At 32.2% G+C, this 18,006-nt stretch carries 11 protein-coding genes and 1 tRNA gene; 5 read left to right on the top strand and 7 right to left on the bottom strand.

Going from position 1 to position 18,006, the window contains the following annotated elements; genetic code table 11:
- The first annotated feature begins 69 nt into the window (after positions 1–69).
- Positions 70–600, top strand: a complete 531-nt coding sequence (locus ACXGQT_RS14165; protein WP_457829234.1) for a DUF1697 domain-containing protein — start codon at positions 70–72, stop codon at positions 598–600.
- Between the two features lie 54 nt (positions 601–654).
- Here ACXGQT_RS14165 and ACXGQT_RS14160 read toward each other — a convergent pair whose 3' ends face one another.
- Positions 655–1,317: an FKBP-type peptidyl-prolyl cis-trans isomerase gene (locus tag ACXGQT_RS14160; RefSeq protein WP_457829233.1), complete on the bottom strand. Its 663-nt coding sequence runs from the start codon at positions 1,315–1,317 to the stop codon at positions 655–657.
- 71 nt (positions 1,318–1,388) lie between these two features.
- On the opposite strand from ACXGQT_RS14160, the gene ACXGQT_RS14155 reads away from it, so the two are divergent.
- Together ACXGQT_RS14155 and ACXGQT_RS14150 are read left to right on the top strand one after the other, a co-directional pair.
- A complete protein-coding gene (locus ACXGQT_RS14155) occupies positions 1,389–1,775 on the top strand; it encodes an RNA-binding S4 domain-containing protein (RefSeq protein ID WP_457829232.1) in 387 nt (128 codons plus the stop codon).
- 12 nt (positions 1,776–1,787) lie between these two features.
- Positions 1,788–2,285: a phosphoribosyltransferase family protein gene (locus ACXGQT_RS14150; RefSeq protein WP_457829231.1), complete on the top strand. Its 498-nt coding sequence runs from the start codon at positions 1,788–1,790 to the stop codon at positions 2,283–2,285.
- Position 2,286: 1 nt separating this feature from the next.
- On the opposite strand, the gene ACXGQT_RS14145 is transcribed toward ACXGQT_RS14150, so the two are convergent.
- On the bottom strand, positions 2,287–2,796 hold the full coding sequence (locus tag ACXGQT_RS14145) for a shikimate kinase (RefSeq protein WP_457829230.1): 510 nt from the start codon (positions 2,794–2,796) through the stop codon (positions 2,287–2,289).
- Between the two features lie 99 nt (positions 2,797–2,895).
- On the opposite strand from ACXGQT_RS14145, the gene ACXGQT_RS14140 reads away from it, so the two are divergent.
- Positions 2,896–2,968, top strand: a tRNA-Lys gene (locus ACXGQT_RS14140).
- A 381-nt stretch (positions 2,969–3,349) separates the two neighbouring features.
- Complete coding sequence (locus ACXGQT_RS14135) at positions 3,350–4,519, top strand: DUF4861 domain-containing protein (RefSeq protein ID WP_457829229.1); 1,170 nt, start codon at positions 3,350–3,352, stop codon at positions 4,517–4,519.
- 76 nt (positions 4,520–4,595) lie between these two features.
- Here the strand turns inward: ACXGQT_RS14135 and ACXGQT_RS14130 are convergent, their stop codons facing one another.
- From ACXGQT_RS14130 to ACXGQT_RS14110, 5 genes are all read right to left on the bottom strand, one after another.
- Complete coding sequence (locus ACXGQT_RS14130) at positions 4,596–7,715, bottom strand: glycoside hydrolase family 2 TIM barrel-domain containing protein (RefSeq protein WP_457829228.1); 3,120 nt, start codon at positions 7,713–7,715, stop codon at positions 4,596–4,598.
- 136 nt (positions 7,716–7,851) lie between these two features.
- The gene (locus tag ACXGQT_RS14125; protein WP_457829227.1) at positions 7,852–10,230 is read right to left on the bottom strand and encodes a beta-L-arabinofuranosidase domain-containing protein; all 2,379 of its coding nucleotides are present in this window, start codon (positions 10,228–10,230) and stop codon (positions 7,852–7,854) included.
- 7 nt (positions 10,231–10,237) lie between these two features.
- Positions 10,238–14,263 carry an FG-GAP-like repeat-containing protein gene (locus tag ACXGQT_RS14120; RefSeq protein ID WP_457829226.1) on the bottom strand — a complete coding sequence of 1,342 codons (4,026 nt, stop codon included), beginning with the start codon at positions 14,261–14,263 and terminating at the stop codon, positions 10,238–10,240.
- Between the two features lie 74 nt (positions 14,264–14,337).
- Positions 14,338–16,782: a glycoside hydrolase family 2 TIM barrel-domain containing protein gene (locus ACXGQT_RS14115; protein ID WP_457829225.1), complete on the bottom strand. Its 2,445-nt coding sequence runs from the start codon at positions 16,780–16,782 to the stop codon at positions 14,338–14,340.
- 168 nt (positions 16,783–16,950) lie between these two features.
- Positions 16,951–17,940: a family 43 glycosylhydrolase gene (locus tag ACXGQT_RS14110; protein WP_457829224.1), complete on the bottom strand. Its 990-nt coding sequence runs from the start codon at positions 17,938–17,940 to the stop codon at positions 16,951–16,953.
- Between the last annotated feature and the right edge of the window lie 66 nt (positions 17,941–18,006).

The raw sequence follows: 18,006 nt of genomic DNA, 5'->3' as shown, positions 1-18,006 counted from the left end.
AAGATAAACAAATACTCTAAAAACTAATATAAATCATACTTTTATATTTTAAATCAAACTTTTTATATAATGTATATCGTATTGTTAAGAGGCATTAATGTGAGTGGAAAACACAAAATAATAATGAAGGATTTTGTGAATATTCTTTTAGAAAACCCCAAATTGTTAACCGTTAAAAGTTACATACAAAGTGGAAATTTTATAGTGGAAAGTAGCTTACAAAAGACAAAAGAGATAAGTGATTTGTTTTCTGAAATTATTTTAAACAAATATGAATATAACGTAAAAGCTTTTGTTTACACTTTAAATGATTTTAAAAACATTTGTGATTATTATCCTTATCCTATTGATTATAAAACCAACTATCTTACTTTTTTAACAGAAAATCCTGAAACAAGTAAAACAGTGGCATTAAAAAATAAAGATTTTTATATTGATGAATTTAAAATTGATGACAATAAAGTTATTTATATAAAATATGCCACAAAGTATAGTGACTCTAAGTTAAATAACAATTATTTTGAAAAGCAACTAGGTGTTTTGGCAACTACTAGAAATATTAAAACAGTAGGTAAACTAATTGAAATGACTAACAAATAAAAAAGCATCTGTTAGATTAAACAGATGCTTTTTTAAAATATGTTTTAATATTGGTTATAAATCTTCTCCATAAGAAGTAACCGTTCTTAATTCTATTTTAAACACTAATGTTTCATTTGGAGAAATAGCTCCACTACCGAAATTCTGATATGCCAATCCAGAAGGAATAATCATAAATCCTTTTCCTGTTCCTGTATATTGTCTTGGTTCTGTATCTTCAGGCTCACTAGCAAATCCTCCTCTAAATACAGACATTCCTACTCTCCATCCTTCAATTAAACTATCTAAATACAAAAAACCATCATTTAAATCACTTTCTTGGTGTACGTCTCCATCTATTCCAGAAACTTTATAAGCCACATTTACCAAATCATCGGCATCTGGACTTCCTTTTAGAACTCCATCATCTTGATTTCCTGCTTCTTCATTTTCTCCTTGTTCATACACATAACTATACATAGTAAATTCAACTTCATTATACGTAGTAGTTAGTGTTTGTAAATTTGCATCCTCAGATAAAGAACTTTGGTTATTATCAATTTCTTTAATCTCATTATCTACATCATCATAATAATGAGTTGCTAAAAATTCATCAACTAAAGGCTTTTCTATTACATATTGACCTGCATGATCAAATTGTTCAATACTATTATTCTCATCGCAACCAACAGCGAATACTACTGTAGCAACGGCTAAACATAATTTTTTAAAATTCATTCTCTAATGTTTTAAGACACGCAATTTACAATTTTCATATCTTAGCAGAAAGAAACAAACAAAAATAACACATGCGAATTGACAAATATTTATGGGCCATTAGAATGTTTAAGACTAGATCTATAGCAACTGAAGCTTGTAAAAAAGGTCATGTAAAGCTTAACAATGTTAATGCCAAACCTTCTAAAGACGTGTATATTGGCGAAAAAATAATTGTTAGAAAAAATCAAATCAATTATCAATTGGAGGTTTTAGATGTTCCTCCAAACAGAGTTGGGGCTAAATTGGTAGATTTATATAGAAAAGACACCACTCCAAAAGAAGCTTTTGATCATTTAGAGTTACTAAAATATTCTAAAGATTATTACAGACAAAAAGGTGCTGGTAGACCTAGTAAAAAAGATCGTAGAGATTTAGATGAATACCAAGAAAACAATAACTTTGAAACCGAAAATTAAATTCATTATTACATGAACAAGTCTATTATTTTAAATCATCAAGAAATCACACAAAAAACAAGAAGAATTGCTTTTCAAATATTAGAGAGTCATTGTGATGTTGACGAAATTATTTTAGCAGGAATTAATGGTAATGGATATATTTTTACACAAAAAATAAAAAATCATTTAGAACAAATTTCTGACTTAAAAATAACTTTATGCGAAGTTATTTTAGATAAGAAAAACCTTTTAAACACTATAGAAACTAGTATTTCCAAAGAAAACTACGCAAACAAACATATTGTTTTAATTGATGATGTTTTAAATTCTGGAAAAACACTTATTTATGGTGTTAAGCATTTTTTAGAAGTGCCTTTAGCTTCTTTTAGAACAGCTGTTTTGGTTAATAGAAATCATAAAGAATATCCCGTAAAAGCAGATTTTAAAGGAATTTCTTTATCTACATCTTTACAAGAAACCATTGAGGTAGATTTTAGCAAAGAGGAATCCGTAGCTTATTTGTGTTAATTTACAAAGATTTTACAATTTCATCTGCTATAACCTGCACAGCCTTATGATCTACAGAGACTGCAATTTTTGCTTGTAAATAAAAATGACGTCTTTCGAACAGGTGTTTTCCTATAAACTCTGCTAATTCATCATCTGAAATTCTAGCAATTAAAGGTCTTTTTGTTTTTTCTGGTAACAATCGTTCTACCAAGGTTGGAATGTTGGCACTTAAATAAACCGAAGTAGATTTTTGATTGATGATTTCCATATTATTTCCAAAACACGGAGTTCCACCACCTAAGGAAAGAATAAACTCTTCTTTATTATCTAGTAACTCTTGTAAACAAGATGTTTCTAATTTTCTAAAATAAATTTCTCCTTTATCTGCAAAAATATTAGCTATTGATTTATTTTCTCTAGCTTCAATATAATCATCTAAATCTATTCTTTTTAAATTCAGAGACTTACTCAATGCATTTGAAATTGCCGATTTACCACAGCCCATATATCCTAATAAAACTAATTTCATCATTTTTACAGCTAATATTACTCATGGCAAATATCATGTAAAAAACTAGCTAAAAAAAGTTTCGTCCCTAAAAAAAACCTTTATATTTGCACTCTCATTGACCTGGTAGCTCAGTTGGTAGAGCATCTCCCTTTTAAGGAGAGGGTCCTGGGTTCGAGCCCCAGCCCGGTCACATAAGCCTCCTTTTTTAAGGAGGCTTTTTTATTTTATGATGGAGAAAGAAGTTTATACTGAGTAAAGTTTAAATAAGTTACTGCCTGGCTACTCCTCTTTATTTAAGGAGGTTCTTCTTATAGTTTAATTACTCTAAAAACTAGTTAAAATAAAAAACTTTATCTCTCTATTTTTTAAAAAGTTCCTATAGAATTTTACAAATAATAAAATTTATTTAAGTTAAAAAACACAACATATTTATTACTTTTACGTTGGTTCTTTAATTTTGCTATAAAAACCTATCAGATTTCTTTTATAATTAAAGACTCTTCTTTAATATTATTTCTTTTCTATCTGATACTTGCTCTTAAAAAATAAATTTTATCAATATTATATAATTATGAATTACACCAAATTAATGACTGCTGCTTTATGTGCAACTATCATTACCTCTTGTAGCCAAAAAGAAAACACTAAGTCTATCTTGGTAAAAAACACTTTAAATTTTGAAAAGACTTTTGAAACTGTAGAATTATCAAAAAAGTTTTTAAACGTTACTGACTTATCAACCATAGGAATTCGTGATACAAATGGAGAATTACAAGTTACCCAAACTGTAGATAATGATGGGGATGGTACTATGGATGAAATTTTATTTCAACCAAAAATAGCAGCAAACTCAGAAAAAACTTATGAAATTGTTTCTATCACTGAAGAGGAAAAACCTAAGGCCGAAGTTCTTTGCTACTCTAGGTTTGTTCCTGAACGTACCGATGACTATACTTGGGAAAACAACAAGGTTGCTTTTCGTGTTTATGGTCCTGTAGCTCAGCAAATGATAGAGGAAAATATTCCTGGAGGAACTCTTTCTAGTGGAGTTGATGCTTGGTTAAAAAAAGTAGAATACCCAATTATTAACAAATGGTATGCTGAAAACGACAAAGATCCTGGCTTCTATCATATTGATCATGGTGAAGGTTTAGATAACTTTCATGTTGGATCTAGTAGAGGTGTTGGTGGTATTGCTGTAAAAAAAGAGGATACATATTATATATCTAAAAACTACACAAAATATCGTACCATTACAACAGGTCCTATTAGAACAAGCTTTTATTTAGAATACGAAAATTGGGATGCAGGTGGTAACTTAATCAAAGAATCTAAAGTAGTTAGTTTAGATTTGGGAAGTAACTTCTCTAAATTTACGACCTCTATAGAAGGAACAAATACTATTTCTGCTGGGTTAACTTTACACGAAAAAGATGGTGTAGTTACAGGAAATGATGAAAATGGTTGGGTAAGCTACTGGCAACCACATGCAGATTCTGAAATTGGAACAGCTATTGTTGCCCCTAAAAACACTTTTGTAAGTTATGAAACTTATGATACAGAAGAAGTAGATCTAAGTAATGCTTATGCTAAACTAAACGTTAAAAATAATAGTGTTGTTTATTATTCTGGTTTTGCATGGTTAAAAAGTGGACAATTTAAAAATAAAGAAGACTGGGAAAATTATCTTAATATGTTTTCTAAACAAATTAACACTCCTTTAGAAGTTAGTATTAAATAATACTCATATAAAATACATTAAAAAGAGGCTGCCTAAAAAGGCAGCCTCTTTTTTTCATAGCAATCTTATGTTGTTCTTATCTCTCTAAAGAAATTGTGTAACCATAAGTATATTTGGTATCGTGTAATCTATATTGTCTGTGTGGATACCTTCCCCAGCTATTGTCTCCACCTAAACCTCTTTGTTTTAAATCTACATGTAAAAACACTTTATTCTCTACAGTTAAATCTGATGGGTGACGTTGTGCTTTCCATTCTCCAGGATCTAAATCTTCGGTAGAAATATTTAAAGCACTAAATCCTAACGGTTGATCTCCAACAATTTTAATTCCACTACCCGAATTATTGGTTAAGGTAATCCAACGAGTATCGGTTTTGTAACCTGCTTCTTGTGGTCTAATGTATGTCCAAGTAAATTGATTTGCTACTTTATCTTTGTAAATCCCTACAAAAGATGATTTATTTCTATCACTATAATTTTCCCAAGGACCACGACCATAATAACTTAATTCATCATAATTTCCATCTAAAACCAAACGCATACCAAAACGAGGTAACTCTGGCACTTCTTGACCATTCATATCTATTGTGGATTGAACATGTACTTCTCCACTATTTTTAATCAAATAATCAATTGTGTATTTTACTTTTAATTCTGGTAAAATAAAGTTTGCAGTTACTGGTAAACCATCAGCTGTTATTTTACCTACTGTAACATCTACAACTTCTAACGTTTTATCTGCAAAACGCCATGCCTTTAATTTTTGTGGCATTTTGTTTCCAAAATCATTATCGGTTGGAGCTCTCCAAAAATATGGACTTGGTAAATTTAAAATAGGAGATCCATCAGCATGCTTTAATTTATATGATGTTAATTTTCCTGTCTTTAAATCTAACTTTCCTTCTATTCTGTAATTATTAAATGATAAAACTTTGTTTTTTACTTTGTAGGATAGTTTTTGAGAAGATGCATCGTCTGATATTAACTCAAAATAATCTGAAACATTTAAATTAAACTGCTCTCTTGCAACTTCATGATTTGCTGCCACAAGTTGATTCTCTTTTTTGGTATAAGCATAAACATTTAAGAAATACTCTCCATTTTCCAAAGCAGGAATTCCTAAATCCATTTGAGTAGTTTCATTTGGTTGTAAAGAAATTTCAAAACGAGAGTCAATTACCTTTTGTCCATTTTTAGTAACATTAAACTTAAAATAGTACTGATCTAAATTGGTAAAATCAAAATGATTAGCAATTGATAATATCTTATTATCCTTTAAACTAAACGCTATATTTTGATGTACTTTTTTAACTTCCTGTAAGGCCGGATGAGGTATTCTGTTAGCGCTTATCAATCCGTTTGCACAAAAGTTTTGGTCATTTTGTAAATCTTTTCCTCCTAAATCTCCACCATAAGCCCAAAAAACTTTTCCATAATCATCTTTGGTTTTTAATCCTTGGTCTACCCAATCCCAAATAAATCCACCTTGCATGTGTTTGCTTGAATTGATAATATCCCAATACTCTTTAAAGTTTCCATTACTATTTCCCATGGCATGAGAATATTCACACATAATAAAAGGTCTGGTTTGTTCAGAAGCTGCATATTCCTTCATATAGTCTATTCCCGGATACATTGGACAAACAATATCTGTATCTCTATTTTGTCCAGCTTGCTCAAACTGAACTACACGAGTATTGTCATTTGCTTTAAGCCAATCATAAGCTTCGTAAAAAACAGGTCCGTTACCACATTCATTCCCCATAGACCAAATAATAATTGAGGTTGCATTTTTATCTGCTTGGAACATACGCTCAATTCTGTCTAAATGAGCAGGAGCCCATAATGGTAAATAAGCTGGGTGAACTTCTTTATTAAAATTACCTTGTAATTCTGCTCCCATAGCATGGGTTTCAATATTAGCCTCATCTACTACATACATTCCATACAAATCACACAATTTGTATAAATAAGGATCGTGAGGATAGTGACTCATACGAATGGCATTGATGTTATTTTCTTTCATCAATTTAATATCTTGAATCATGGTAGCTCTATCAGGAGTATGTCCTTTTACATCGTGATGTTCGTGTAAATTAGCTCCTTTTACCAAAATAGGTTCTCCATTAACCATTAATTGAGCATTTTTGATTTCAATTTTTCTGAATCCCAATTTTTCATTAACAACTCCTAAAACATTCTCTTTATCATTTAACAAACTAATGGTATATGTATATAAATTAGGATATTCTCCACTCCAAGGGGCAACACTTTTTACCACTTCATTAAAATGAACTTCTGTTGTTTTTTTCTTTACTTTTTCTATAAGATTTAAAACAAGTTCTCCTTTAGGATTGTATAATTTTAGTTGAACAGCTCCTTTTTTAAAACTACGTTTTCCAAAGTCACGCAACTTTACATTTAAATCTAAAACTCCATCTTTATAATCTTCAGACAAACCTCCTTTTATAAAATAATCCCAAATAGTTGTTTTAGGAATGGCTTGTAAAGACACTGTACGTTCTAAACCACTTAATCTCCAAAAATCCTGATCTTCTAAATAACTTCCATCATGCCATCTAAAAACTTGTACGGCTAATAAATTCTCTCCCTCTTTTAAATATGAAGTGATATTAAATTCTGCAGGTGTTTTTGATGCTTTGGTCATTCCAACTTCTTTTCCATTAAGATACACTTGTGCGTATCCAGAAATAGAACCAAAGTTTAATATCACCTCTTTATCTTTCCATGATTTATCTACTGTAAAAGTCCTTCTATAAGTTCCTACAGGATTGTAATTTTCATCAATAAAAGGAGCATTTTTAGGAAACGGATATTTTACATTTGTATAAATAGGAGTATCAAAACCTTGTAATTCCCAGTTTGATGGTACTATAATATCTGACCAATCATTATCATTTAAATCTACCTTATAAAAATCTTTTTGTCTAAGTGATGGCTTTTTTACCACGTTAAACTTCCATGTTCCATCTAAAGACTGATAATTTTTAGACAATTCTGGATTGTTTTTTTCTGCTACTTTTTCATTTTCATACAATACAAATATAGCATGAGGTTTTTCTTTGTTTCTGTCTAAAACAGCAGGGTTTTCCCATTCGTTTGCATTTGTTTGCGCAACTAAACTTTTACTCAACCCAAGCAAAACAAGTAAAAACGCTAGTTTAACTCTATTCATTTTATTTTTAATTTTTATGATATTATTTTATCAATACTGTTCACAAAGAAAAAGATATTTTAACCAATACAAAGGGGAGAATATCATAATAAAGAATGGGGTTTTTCATAAAAAAAACAAATTCTTCATTACACTTTTACTTTAAAAGCCTGATATAAAAAACCTTAGGTGTTGATAGCTTATTTTTAGCATTAAACTTAATTTGTAATTGTTTTTGAATGCTAATCTCTTTTGGAACCAAATAATCTATTACGCTTAAATTTAAATTTTCTTTATTTTTTTCTGTTTTAACTAGAGATAAATTTTGTCCATTTAATAACATTTCAAAATTTATATTATTGTCTTCTAAGTTTGAATATGTAACTCTAAGAATTCTCGCATTCTTTTCAGGGTTCTTTAAATAATAACTAAACCAAGCTGTAGTACTTCTCCAATGTAAATTATTTATTTCACCTGCTTTGGTTTTTTCTCCTTTAAACCCATGATCCGATTCGGGTTGTTGTTCTCCCAAAGCTATCTGATCTATAGTTTGTAATTCAAGTGCTAACTTATTAGCTTCTTCGTTTCGTAATTTTTCTTTTTTTGCTTGATACAATTCTTGGGTAGTTGTTGGCCAATATAACATATAACGTGCATCGTGAATGGTATAGAATGGTTGCAATTCAATATTTTTATACTTTTCGTTTTTAATTAAATTTTTGATATTATAATGCAACGGTTTTCCTTTTACAGGAACTAAATTTTTCACCAAACTATTGTTATTATTTGCAACCAACATAGGAGCCTCATCAATAGGATAAAGTGCCCCATTAGCAATATGCCCCATTCTGCTATCATCAGCAAACAATCCTTTTAAATTTGTGGTGTCTGTTTTAGCCCCTAAAACAATTGGTCCATGAACAAATGAAACCCAAGGAGAACCATCAGGCATATTTTCTACAACAGTTTTCATCGGAAGTGAAATATTTATAATATCTCCCGATCTCCATCTTCTCTTTAAAAGCACATAACCATTATTTAAATCTTCTGCCTCTACTTTTTCATCATTCACTTTTACTTCAAAACCATTTTCAATTACCCAATCTGGTTTACGAATATAAATACCAAATTTTTTACTTCTTTTATTTAATTTGATTTTTAAACTCGTTTCTTCAACATATGGAAAATCATTCCCTTGAGTAATTTTAACCCCCTCTTCTACCCAACTAAGTGTTGATGGAATAAATAAATTTACATATACATCTTCATTATCATAAGCATAAATAAACTCTCCGTATTTGGCATGATTTTCCATTCCTGAACCCACACAACACCAAAACCCTTGTTGTGCTTGCGAATACACTCTGTAGTGCCTTGGTCTCATAGGAGTAAAATACACAAAACCACCTTTATCACCTGGATGTTGCGATGATAAAATATGATTATACAACGCTCTTTCATAAAAATGCATATATTTTTCAGAAGGGTGATGTGCTTGTAACATTTTAGTCAACTTTAACATATTGTAAGTATTACAAGTTTCGGGTCCTTCTTTACTATCTAGCATAGAATTAAAGTTTTCAGGATCATGAAAATGTTCTCTAACACTATTTCCTCCAATAGAAACTGTCCATTCATCAACCACTGTATTCCAAAAGAAATTAGAAGCTTTTTCCCAATCTTGCTCTCCCGATAATTCAGCAATGCGTTCGTACCCAATCACTTTTGGTATTTGAGTATTGGCATGTTTTCCTACCAACTTATTTTCTTGTTTTAACAAAGGATTTAAAATGCTTTCATCAGACAATCTTTTGGCCAATGTTAAATATTTTTCATTTCCTGTAATATCATAAGCATCTGCAAAAACTTCGTTAATTCCTCCGTGTTCGCTAATTAAAATTTCTTGAATTTGAGCATCTGAAAGATTTGATGTAACCCCTACAAACCAATCTACCAAATCAATAAACATTTTTTTAGCTGTTTCATTTCCTGCTATCAACCAAGCATCTCTTAACCCTGCAAAAGTTTTATGAATATTATAAATAGGAACCCATTTGTTATTTAAAGAAAATAATCCTGCTTTTATACTTCCTTTGGCAATTTCATTCCACATGTTTAAGCCTCCTGGAATTCCACCAACATACCCATTTCCAGTTTTTTTCTGACAAGCATTTAACTCATCAACCATATAATTAAGACGATCTAAAATTTCTTGATTTCCTGTAGATGCGTACATTAAAGACAATGCTGTTATATAATGTCCACCAATGTGACCGTCTAACCCTGTATTTTCCCAATTTCCGTAAGATTCTTTTTTAGGTTGTAATCCCGCCTCTCTTAAATAGGGTGCTAATAATCTATCTGGATCTATCGCTAATAAATAATGAATATCTGTTTGTTCGGCTTCTTTAAAAGGACTATCTAACAACCTTACTGCTGTTAATGGAAAACTTTTTAATTTTTGCCCTATAACTTTTCCCGTAGCTAGTAACATACAAACAACTAATACTGTATGCTTTATTGAAAATTTTATCATGTTAAGTTTATAGTATGATTATTTTTTTTGATTGATTGTTTATTTTCAATACATAAATTCCTGCTTCCATATACTGAGGAAGCAACAAGGTATATGTTTGATTTCTTGACTGATATGTTTTTTGTAAAACATCTATTATTTTTCCATTTACATTACACAGATAAATTGAGCTATTTTCCAATACATTTTCTACAACTATTTCACGTGAATCTGCTAAATTAATTGGGTTAGGACTAATTCCTATAGGTGTATTACCATCTATTGCTTTCTTAGTAAAAAAGCTAGTTGCATAGGCAAAAGCATCATCTCCAATTTTTTTTCCCATAAACCTTCCAGGAACATCATCTAAAGGAGGATGAATTCCACCCCATATTCTTGACAAACTACATTGATCCGAAGCATCTCTATAAGTTGCCCATTGTAATTTTACATCTACAGACGGGCCTTCTTCAAACACTAAAAACTCATTCTTTTTAGCAATAAACTCTCCATACCCACCAGGAAAATACTCATCACCAGTTAACCAAGTCATAATTTCAGCAGCTGCCCTAGAATAGGTAGAATGACCAGAAACATATCCAGCAAAAGGAGGAGTTACAAAAGTAGGTCTTTGGTATGGCCACCAATCTTTGGCTAAAATCCATCCAACACCTGCCTCATCCACTTCTGGATTTTCAATAAAATCATGACCTCTCCAAGAAAATACTTTTACTTTACCAACATTAATATTATGAAACCCTGCTAAAGGATCTCCTTCTTTAATAAGTTCAATCAACCCTTCTTTTAGTGGAATTCCATCTTGATGATAATTTGGTAAAGAAGAATCGGAACTTTGCCCCATTTCAGCCATATAACGAATGGCAGATATCGGCCTTATATAATCATACCATCCTTTTACTCCCCAAGCAGTAATGGCTGCATCGTGCATGGCTCCACCTAAAGTAAAATATGCTTTTACATCCCATTCTAAATCAGACAATACAGATCCTTGCCCATTTAGTTTTTTTACCAACAACGGATGATCGTTTACATGGTTTAAAATGGTAAACCAATGTCCTGGTGGCGTTTCAGAATCTGGACCATCTGCCCAAAATTCTGCCAACACTCTGGTATAATCTCCCCTAGGCACCCATTGTTCTGCATAAGATGTATTGGTTCTTGGATTTATAATTCTCCCTTCTCCTATATCACCTCCTTTAATTTCTTTATAAAAAGATGGATATTCTGAAAAACTTTTAGGCAATTCTTCTAATTGAATATTCCCCATAGCTTTTGGAGAAATATCCCATTGTACTCCATCATGAGCATCTAAATGTGCTCCCCATTTACTCACCAAAGAAAATGCCCATTTATAATTGTAATCTTCTATAATTGGTGGTGTTCCTGGATCGTGATAAACTATATACTCATCTCCTAACCTATAAAACGTTTTTTTATCTTCCTCTTTCAATGCAAAAGGGTGTACACTTCCCCATTCTGGACTTAAAAATCCTGGAGTTACTCCACCAATTACATTCCCACTCTGATCTATAAACGTATTAAAACTCAATGGTTGCCAACGGTTAGGGTTGATGTTTTCTAAACTTCTTGGGTTTGATAAATCTAAAGAATTGTTAACAGGTTGATAAAACTTATTTTGATACAAATTTTCTTCATTAGCTCCATCTTGAAACCCATATTGAATGATTTGATTTGCAATATAATTTCCTAAAGCAACGGCACTTCCTGTTGTATAATCTTCATCGGTTATACTACTATCATACCCCAATTCCGTCATGGTGGCTTCTATAATAGACTGAGTGAGTTCAGGATTTGGAGCATGAGCAAAACGGTGAGACAATAAGGTGTACATGGCATAACTTATTGTTTTTTTTCTGGCATCATCAATCTTTTCAGTAGTGGTAAAGCCATCAAAATCACAAGTAAAACCATGTAAGGTATTTCCTAACAAATAGGTTTTAGCACTAGCCTCGTATACCGCCCAAGCATCGTACATGGCAATACTGGTGTGAAATAAATTACGAGCGTGAACCGTAGGTCTTGCATAATCTTTTCTGATTAATGATAACAAAGTTTCATTCCAAATTCTAGCAATGGAATGTGGTGCTGTTTGGGTAACCTCTTCTTTATGAATAGTGATTGCCTTTTCTTTTGGTAAACTCTCACAATATTGATTAGATTCAATCACTTTTAGAACTCCGTTTGTAGAAGCTCCCCATTTTACGGTTATGACTCCTCCTGTAGCATCTCCCAAAATTTCTCCTCCTAAAATACTCCAACGCAGTGAAGAATTTTCTGATAATGGATAAGAATACACTTCTATATGGTTTTGAGTTACATTACTAGCTCCATCAATATCTGATGCTTCTATATATACACAATTTCCATCACTAATAGTAGCATTGGGATTGTAATTACAAGATTTTGGATCCATACACCCATAAATTTTAGTGACAGGTGATGCAGCTACCTCACTAATTCCTGTTCCTTCTTTTACCAAAAAAGTTTTGTTGGTTGCTAAATTTGTATAGGTTTCTACCGTACCCATTGGCCAAGTAACAATAAGTTCTAACACTTCATCATCAGCCCCCAAACCAAAGTGCACATTTTGTAAACTTTGAGAAATAAAGTTTTTTCCTGTATAAAATCTATGCAACGAACCGCTTGTGGTTTTTACTTCTATTTTTGTTCCGATGGCATTTTTGTTAGAACTAGTTCCTTCTAATTTTATTTTTAACCAATTGGGATGTACTTCATTTTTATTCTGATGATCAATCAATTTATTTTCATACAAATACGATGTTTTGTCATTATTGCTAATAAATACATCTAAATCCCCATCGTTATCAAAATCAAAAACTGCTTGTGAAACACTGATGGTAATTTCCCCCAAATTTGTTTTATCAGAGCTATTTACAAATCCGCTTTGAGCACTTGTGCTAATATTTTCGAAATAAATATTATTTCCCAAACCTGCATTGGGATAATCAAAACCATTAACCACATAAATATCTTCATCTCTATCCAAATCAAAATCAGAGAAGGTCACTCCCCATGCCCAACCTGCATCGTAAATATTATAGGTTCTAGACATATCTTTATACGTGTTGTCTGGTTGTTTTTCAAACAAAGCATTGTTACCAATGGTGGCTACATAAATATCAAAAACACCATCGTTGTTATAATCTCCTAAAGCACCTCCCATGTCTCCTCTGGCGATGTCTAAATGATAGGCTGCTGCCTCTTCTGTAAAAGACGTCCCGTTGTGATTGATGAATAAATTATTCGCTCCGTTTTGATCAATCGGAAAATCATTCAACAAGTATAAGTCCATCCAACCATCACCATTGATATCCATAGGAATACTTTGATAAGAATGTGCACTGGGCATGTTTGGAAACAAGTGACTTACATTGGAAAAAGTTCCGTTTCCATTGTTTTTATACAAACGATTTCCCTCACAATCTCCATCCCAATCGGAAACATAAATATCTAAAAAACCATCGTTGTTATAATCAAACCAAGTAGCATCGGTATTAATGCAACCGTTATATTTTGGAAATCCTGCTGCTTCGGTTACCTCTACAAAAGTTCCATTTTGTTGGTTGCGAAACAATTGCAATTTGTTGGTGTGAGTCATAAACAAATCTGGAAAACCATCATTGTCATAATCTCCCCAAAAAGCACCAAATTTATAGCCTGTTAACGCTTCGGAAATTTCTCCTGTTTCTCCTTCGGGAAACAAATTAACCAATCCTGATGTTTGTGTGACATCGGTAAAAGTTCCGTCGTTATTATTTTTAAACAATTTACTGGCTGTAACGTTTAGCCCTTCTACATCTTGAGCTTTTGCAACTACAAACAAATCTAAATCCCCATCTTGATCGTAATCTGCAACGGCTGCTCCATTGTTCTCTTCAGCATTCCCCAAGCCTGCATATTCTTCTACATGCTGAAAGGTTTGTGCTTGTAGTGATTTTCCCCCCATGCTTATTAAAAGCATCACTAGCACCACATAATTTTTAAAATTCATTCCCCTTGTTTCTAAAATAGTTAGTTCGTCTATAAATATAATAAGGACATTTTTAATTACCTATCTCTACAATACTATTTAGAGCTTATCTTTATTTTTTGACTTTTTAAATTAGGAGCACTTACCTCTAGTAAAATATCCCCTGATTGTTGTGTGCTTTTTACAACCACCATCGCTTTCCCTTTCCATGCTTTTCTTTTGTTAGCAACATATAAATCTGTATCTTTTAAATTGGCATTATCTACAGCTACAATTTCCCCTTGACCAGATATTTTAAAAGTTAATTCATTTTCTGCATTGGGATTAACAATCCCTTCAGCATCGGTTAAATGGACTGTAACAAAAGATAAATCTTGTCCGTTTGCTTTTATCTCATTACGATCTGCGATTAATTTTATTTGTTTTGTTTCTTTAGCTGTTTGTAAAACAACTGTTTCAACTTCTTTGTTGTTTACTAATCCAACAGCTTTAATTTCTCCTTTGGTATACGGAATTTTATACACAGCCTTAAACTTTTGAGCTATGATTGTTTCTTTATCTCCAACCGATTTTCCATTCACATACAATCGTACTTTTGGATATTTTGAATATAGCTCCACTTCTATTTCTTTTCCTTCATAGCCTGGCCATGTCCAGCTTTCCCAAGTTGGCCACACAGCCCAAGAAGTTAAAGTTATTGGGCCATGAGAAGGATTTGGTTCTTTGACCGCCATGTATAGTTTTTCATTGGTATTATAAAGCATACTTCTATAATGTGAAATAGGTTTTCTCCATCCCATTAAATCAATATCTCCACAATATGCCCCATGCCAAGGAAATAAATTCCCTTCCCAATGTTCTCCTTTAGGTTCCCCTGGATAAACATAACGACCAATTCCAGATTCTCCAATATAATCCATGGCTGTCCATACAAAATCACCAATAACATAATTGTGTTTTTGCACTAAATTCCAATTTTCAAAAGCATCTTTTGGATAGGATTCTGTTTGAACAATGATACGAGAAGGAACTCTTTGATGATCTGATTCAGCTCTGTGTAATTGATAATTATATCCTGCAACATCGTGTTGAGCCATTAAAGGGTCAAAAATTTCCCAACCTTGTCCCCAAGTTGTCATTGCAGAAGTTACGGGACGGGTAGTATCTAAATGGCGAACTGCATTTGCTAACATTTTTGCTGTTTCAACAGCTTCTGGTTTTGTTCGCTCTATAATTTCATTCCCAATACTCCACATAATAATAGAAGGATGATTACGATCTCTTATAACCATGGACTCTAAATCGTGTTTCCAATGCTTGTCAAAAAGTGAGGCATAATCATGGGGAGTTTTACTTGCTTTCCAACCATCGAATGCTTCATCAATTACTAACATTCCTAATTGATCACATGCATTTAGAAAAGCTTCGGAAGGAGGATTGTGTGAAGTTCTTACAGCATTAAACCCTGCTTTTTTAAGTAGCTCTACTTTTCTTTCTTCGGCTCTATCGTAAGCCGCAGCACCTAAAGCTCCGTTATCATGATGAACACAACCTCCGTTTAAAAGTATTTTTTTTCCATTTAATAAAAAACCATCCTTTGTACTAAAGTCAATGGTTCTAATTCCAAACGTTTTTGTAACAACATCTTCAGGAAGGTTCTTTTCTTTATTGCCTACTTTGTAAACAGCAATGTTTGCTTCGTATAAATTTGGCTTTTCAACAGACCATAACATCGGTTTAGAAGTTTCTATTGAATAGGTTACTTCTTTTTCTTCTCCCGCTTTTAACTCAACATACATTCCATGTCCATTGGCCACTACTCTATCAGCTTCACTGAATTCTTTTTTATTGTAAATTTTTGTAATTAATGTTAACTCTTGTAATTCTTTTGTATCATTTTTAAGCGTTGTTGTTACATTAATTTTCGCACTTTTATTACTCACCTCTTCTGTAGTAATGGCTACTCCCCATGTTTTTACATGAATAGGATTTTTTACTTTTAGCCAAACATGACGATAAATTCCGGAACCGCTATACCATCGACTGTTTTTTTGTTTGGAATTATCGACTCTTACAGCAATGGTATTTTCTTCTCCGTATTTTAAATAAGGAGCCATATCAAACTCAAAAGACGTATAACCATATGCTTGTCTTCCTATGCTTTTTTCATTTACATATACTTCAGCATTCATATACACACCTTCAAAATAAAGACTTACTTTTTTACCTTGATAGTTTTGTGGCACCGTAAACTTTTTTCGGTACCAACCAGTTCCCATCGGATAAAAACCTCCGTCTCCTTGGCTAGGATTACTTTTTGCCGATGCTCCCTGAATACTCCAATCGTGAGGTAAATTTATTTCTTTCCAATGTTGATCATCAAAATTCTCAAGGTGAGCATACAAAGAGTTCCCCGTAGAAAATTTCCAGTTAAAATCAAACAACTGTTTTCTTTCTACAGATGTTTCTTTTTTGGTATTACAAGCAACTGACAACACAAGGGTCAAAATCAGTACGAGTGTTTTTATTAATTGTTTCATTTTTATGCACTTCTTTCACAGGTGTGTAATTTACACTTATATAGTAACATCTCAAAATAAAGAAGACTAGATTTTTAATTATTTGCATCTAATTATTATAAAAAAAGGGAATCTTATACTGATAAAAGATTCCCTTTTGAAAATATTTCAAAAAAACAGGTTTGTTTGTTACAAACTTATTTTCACTCCATTTAATCGAACTTTGTCTATACCACCTTGCTCATTAAAATTTAAACTGTCTATAGCCAACTCTCTTAACAAATCGCTGTGATCTTTATTGTTGTTTTTTTGGATTCTATGATACAAAATATACGTCTGCCCACTTTGATTAAAAACAGTATGATGTCCTGGTCCCATGGTACTTTTGTCTGGACTGGTTGTTAAAACAGGACTCTCCTTTCCTTCTTTCCAAGGTCCGTAAGGAGTGGTTCCTGTAGCGTACCTAACTTTGTAAGTTTCATTGGTACATTTTCCATCAGAATACATTAAATAATACACTCCCTCTTTTTTTAACATGATAGGTGCTTCAAAATAATTTGGAGGAGTAATATCTTGTATTTCATCTGCATTAAAACTTATCATGTCCTCGGCTAATTTTACAACAAAACAATGACCGTTAACCCATTTTAATCCAGACCCCCAATACAAATAAGCTTGTCCATCATCATCTATAAAAACCTCAGCATCTATCATATGGTATTCAGGAAACATATCACCTTTAATTAATGGGGTATTATCTGATTTAGCATTTTTCCAAGGTCCTAAAGGATGTTCACTTACTCCTACCCACACTTCACTCCCTACAGAAACATACATGTAAAACTTACCATTATTTGCTTGTATTACGGATGGAGCCCAAACATTACTATCGTTAGACGTAGCACTGGTACATGCTTGTTTGGTAGGCCAATTGATAGTTTTTTGCTCCCAATTTTTAAAATCTGAAGATTCCATCACTGCCAAATCTGTTCCTCCCCATGGATCTTTGGTTGCATATATATAATATTTACCTTGAAATTTTACAATAGACGGATCGGCAAAATCTCCTTTTACCATAGGATTTTTAACCTCAACAACTTGCTGATTTTTACAAGAAAACAATAATGCAACAGCAAAACAAACCGCCCCTAAAGAAGCATATTTTTTTAAATAGTTCATACTTTATAATTTTACAATGATAAATGTAACATCACTTTTGTGAATTTATATGCACAAATCAGTCAA

The organism is Wenyingzhuangia sp. IMCC45467 (assembly GCF_054111205.1).
Note: the sequence above shows the minus strand (reverse complement) of the source record. Positions and strands in the feature narration are given on the sequence as shown.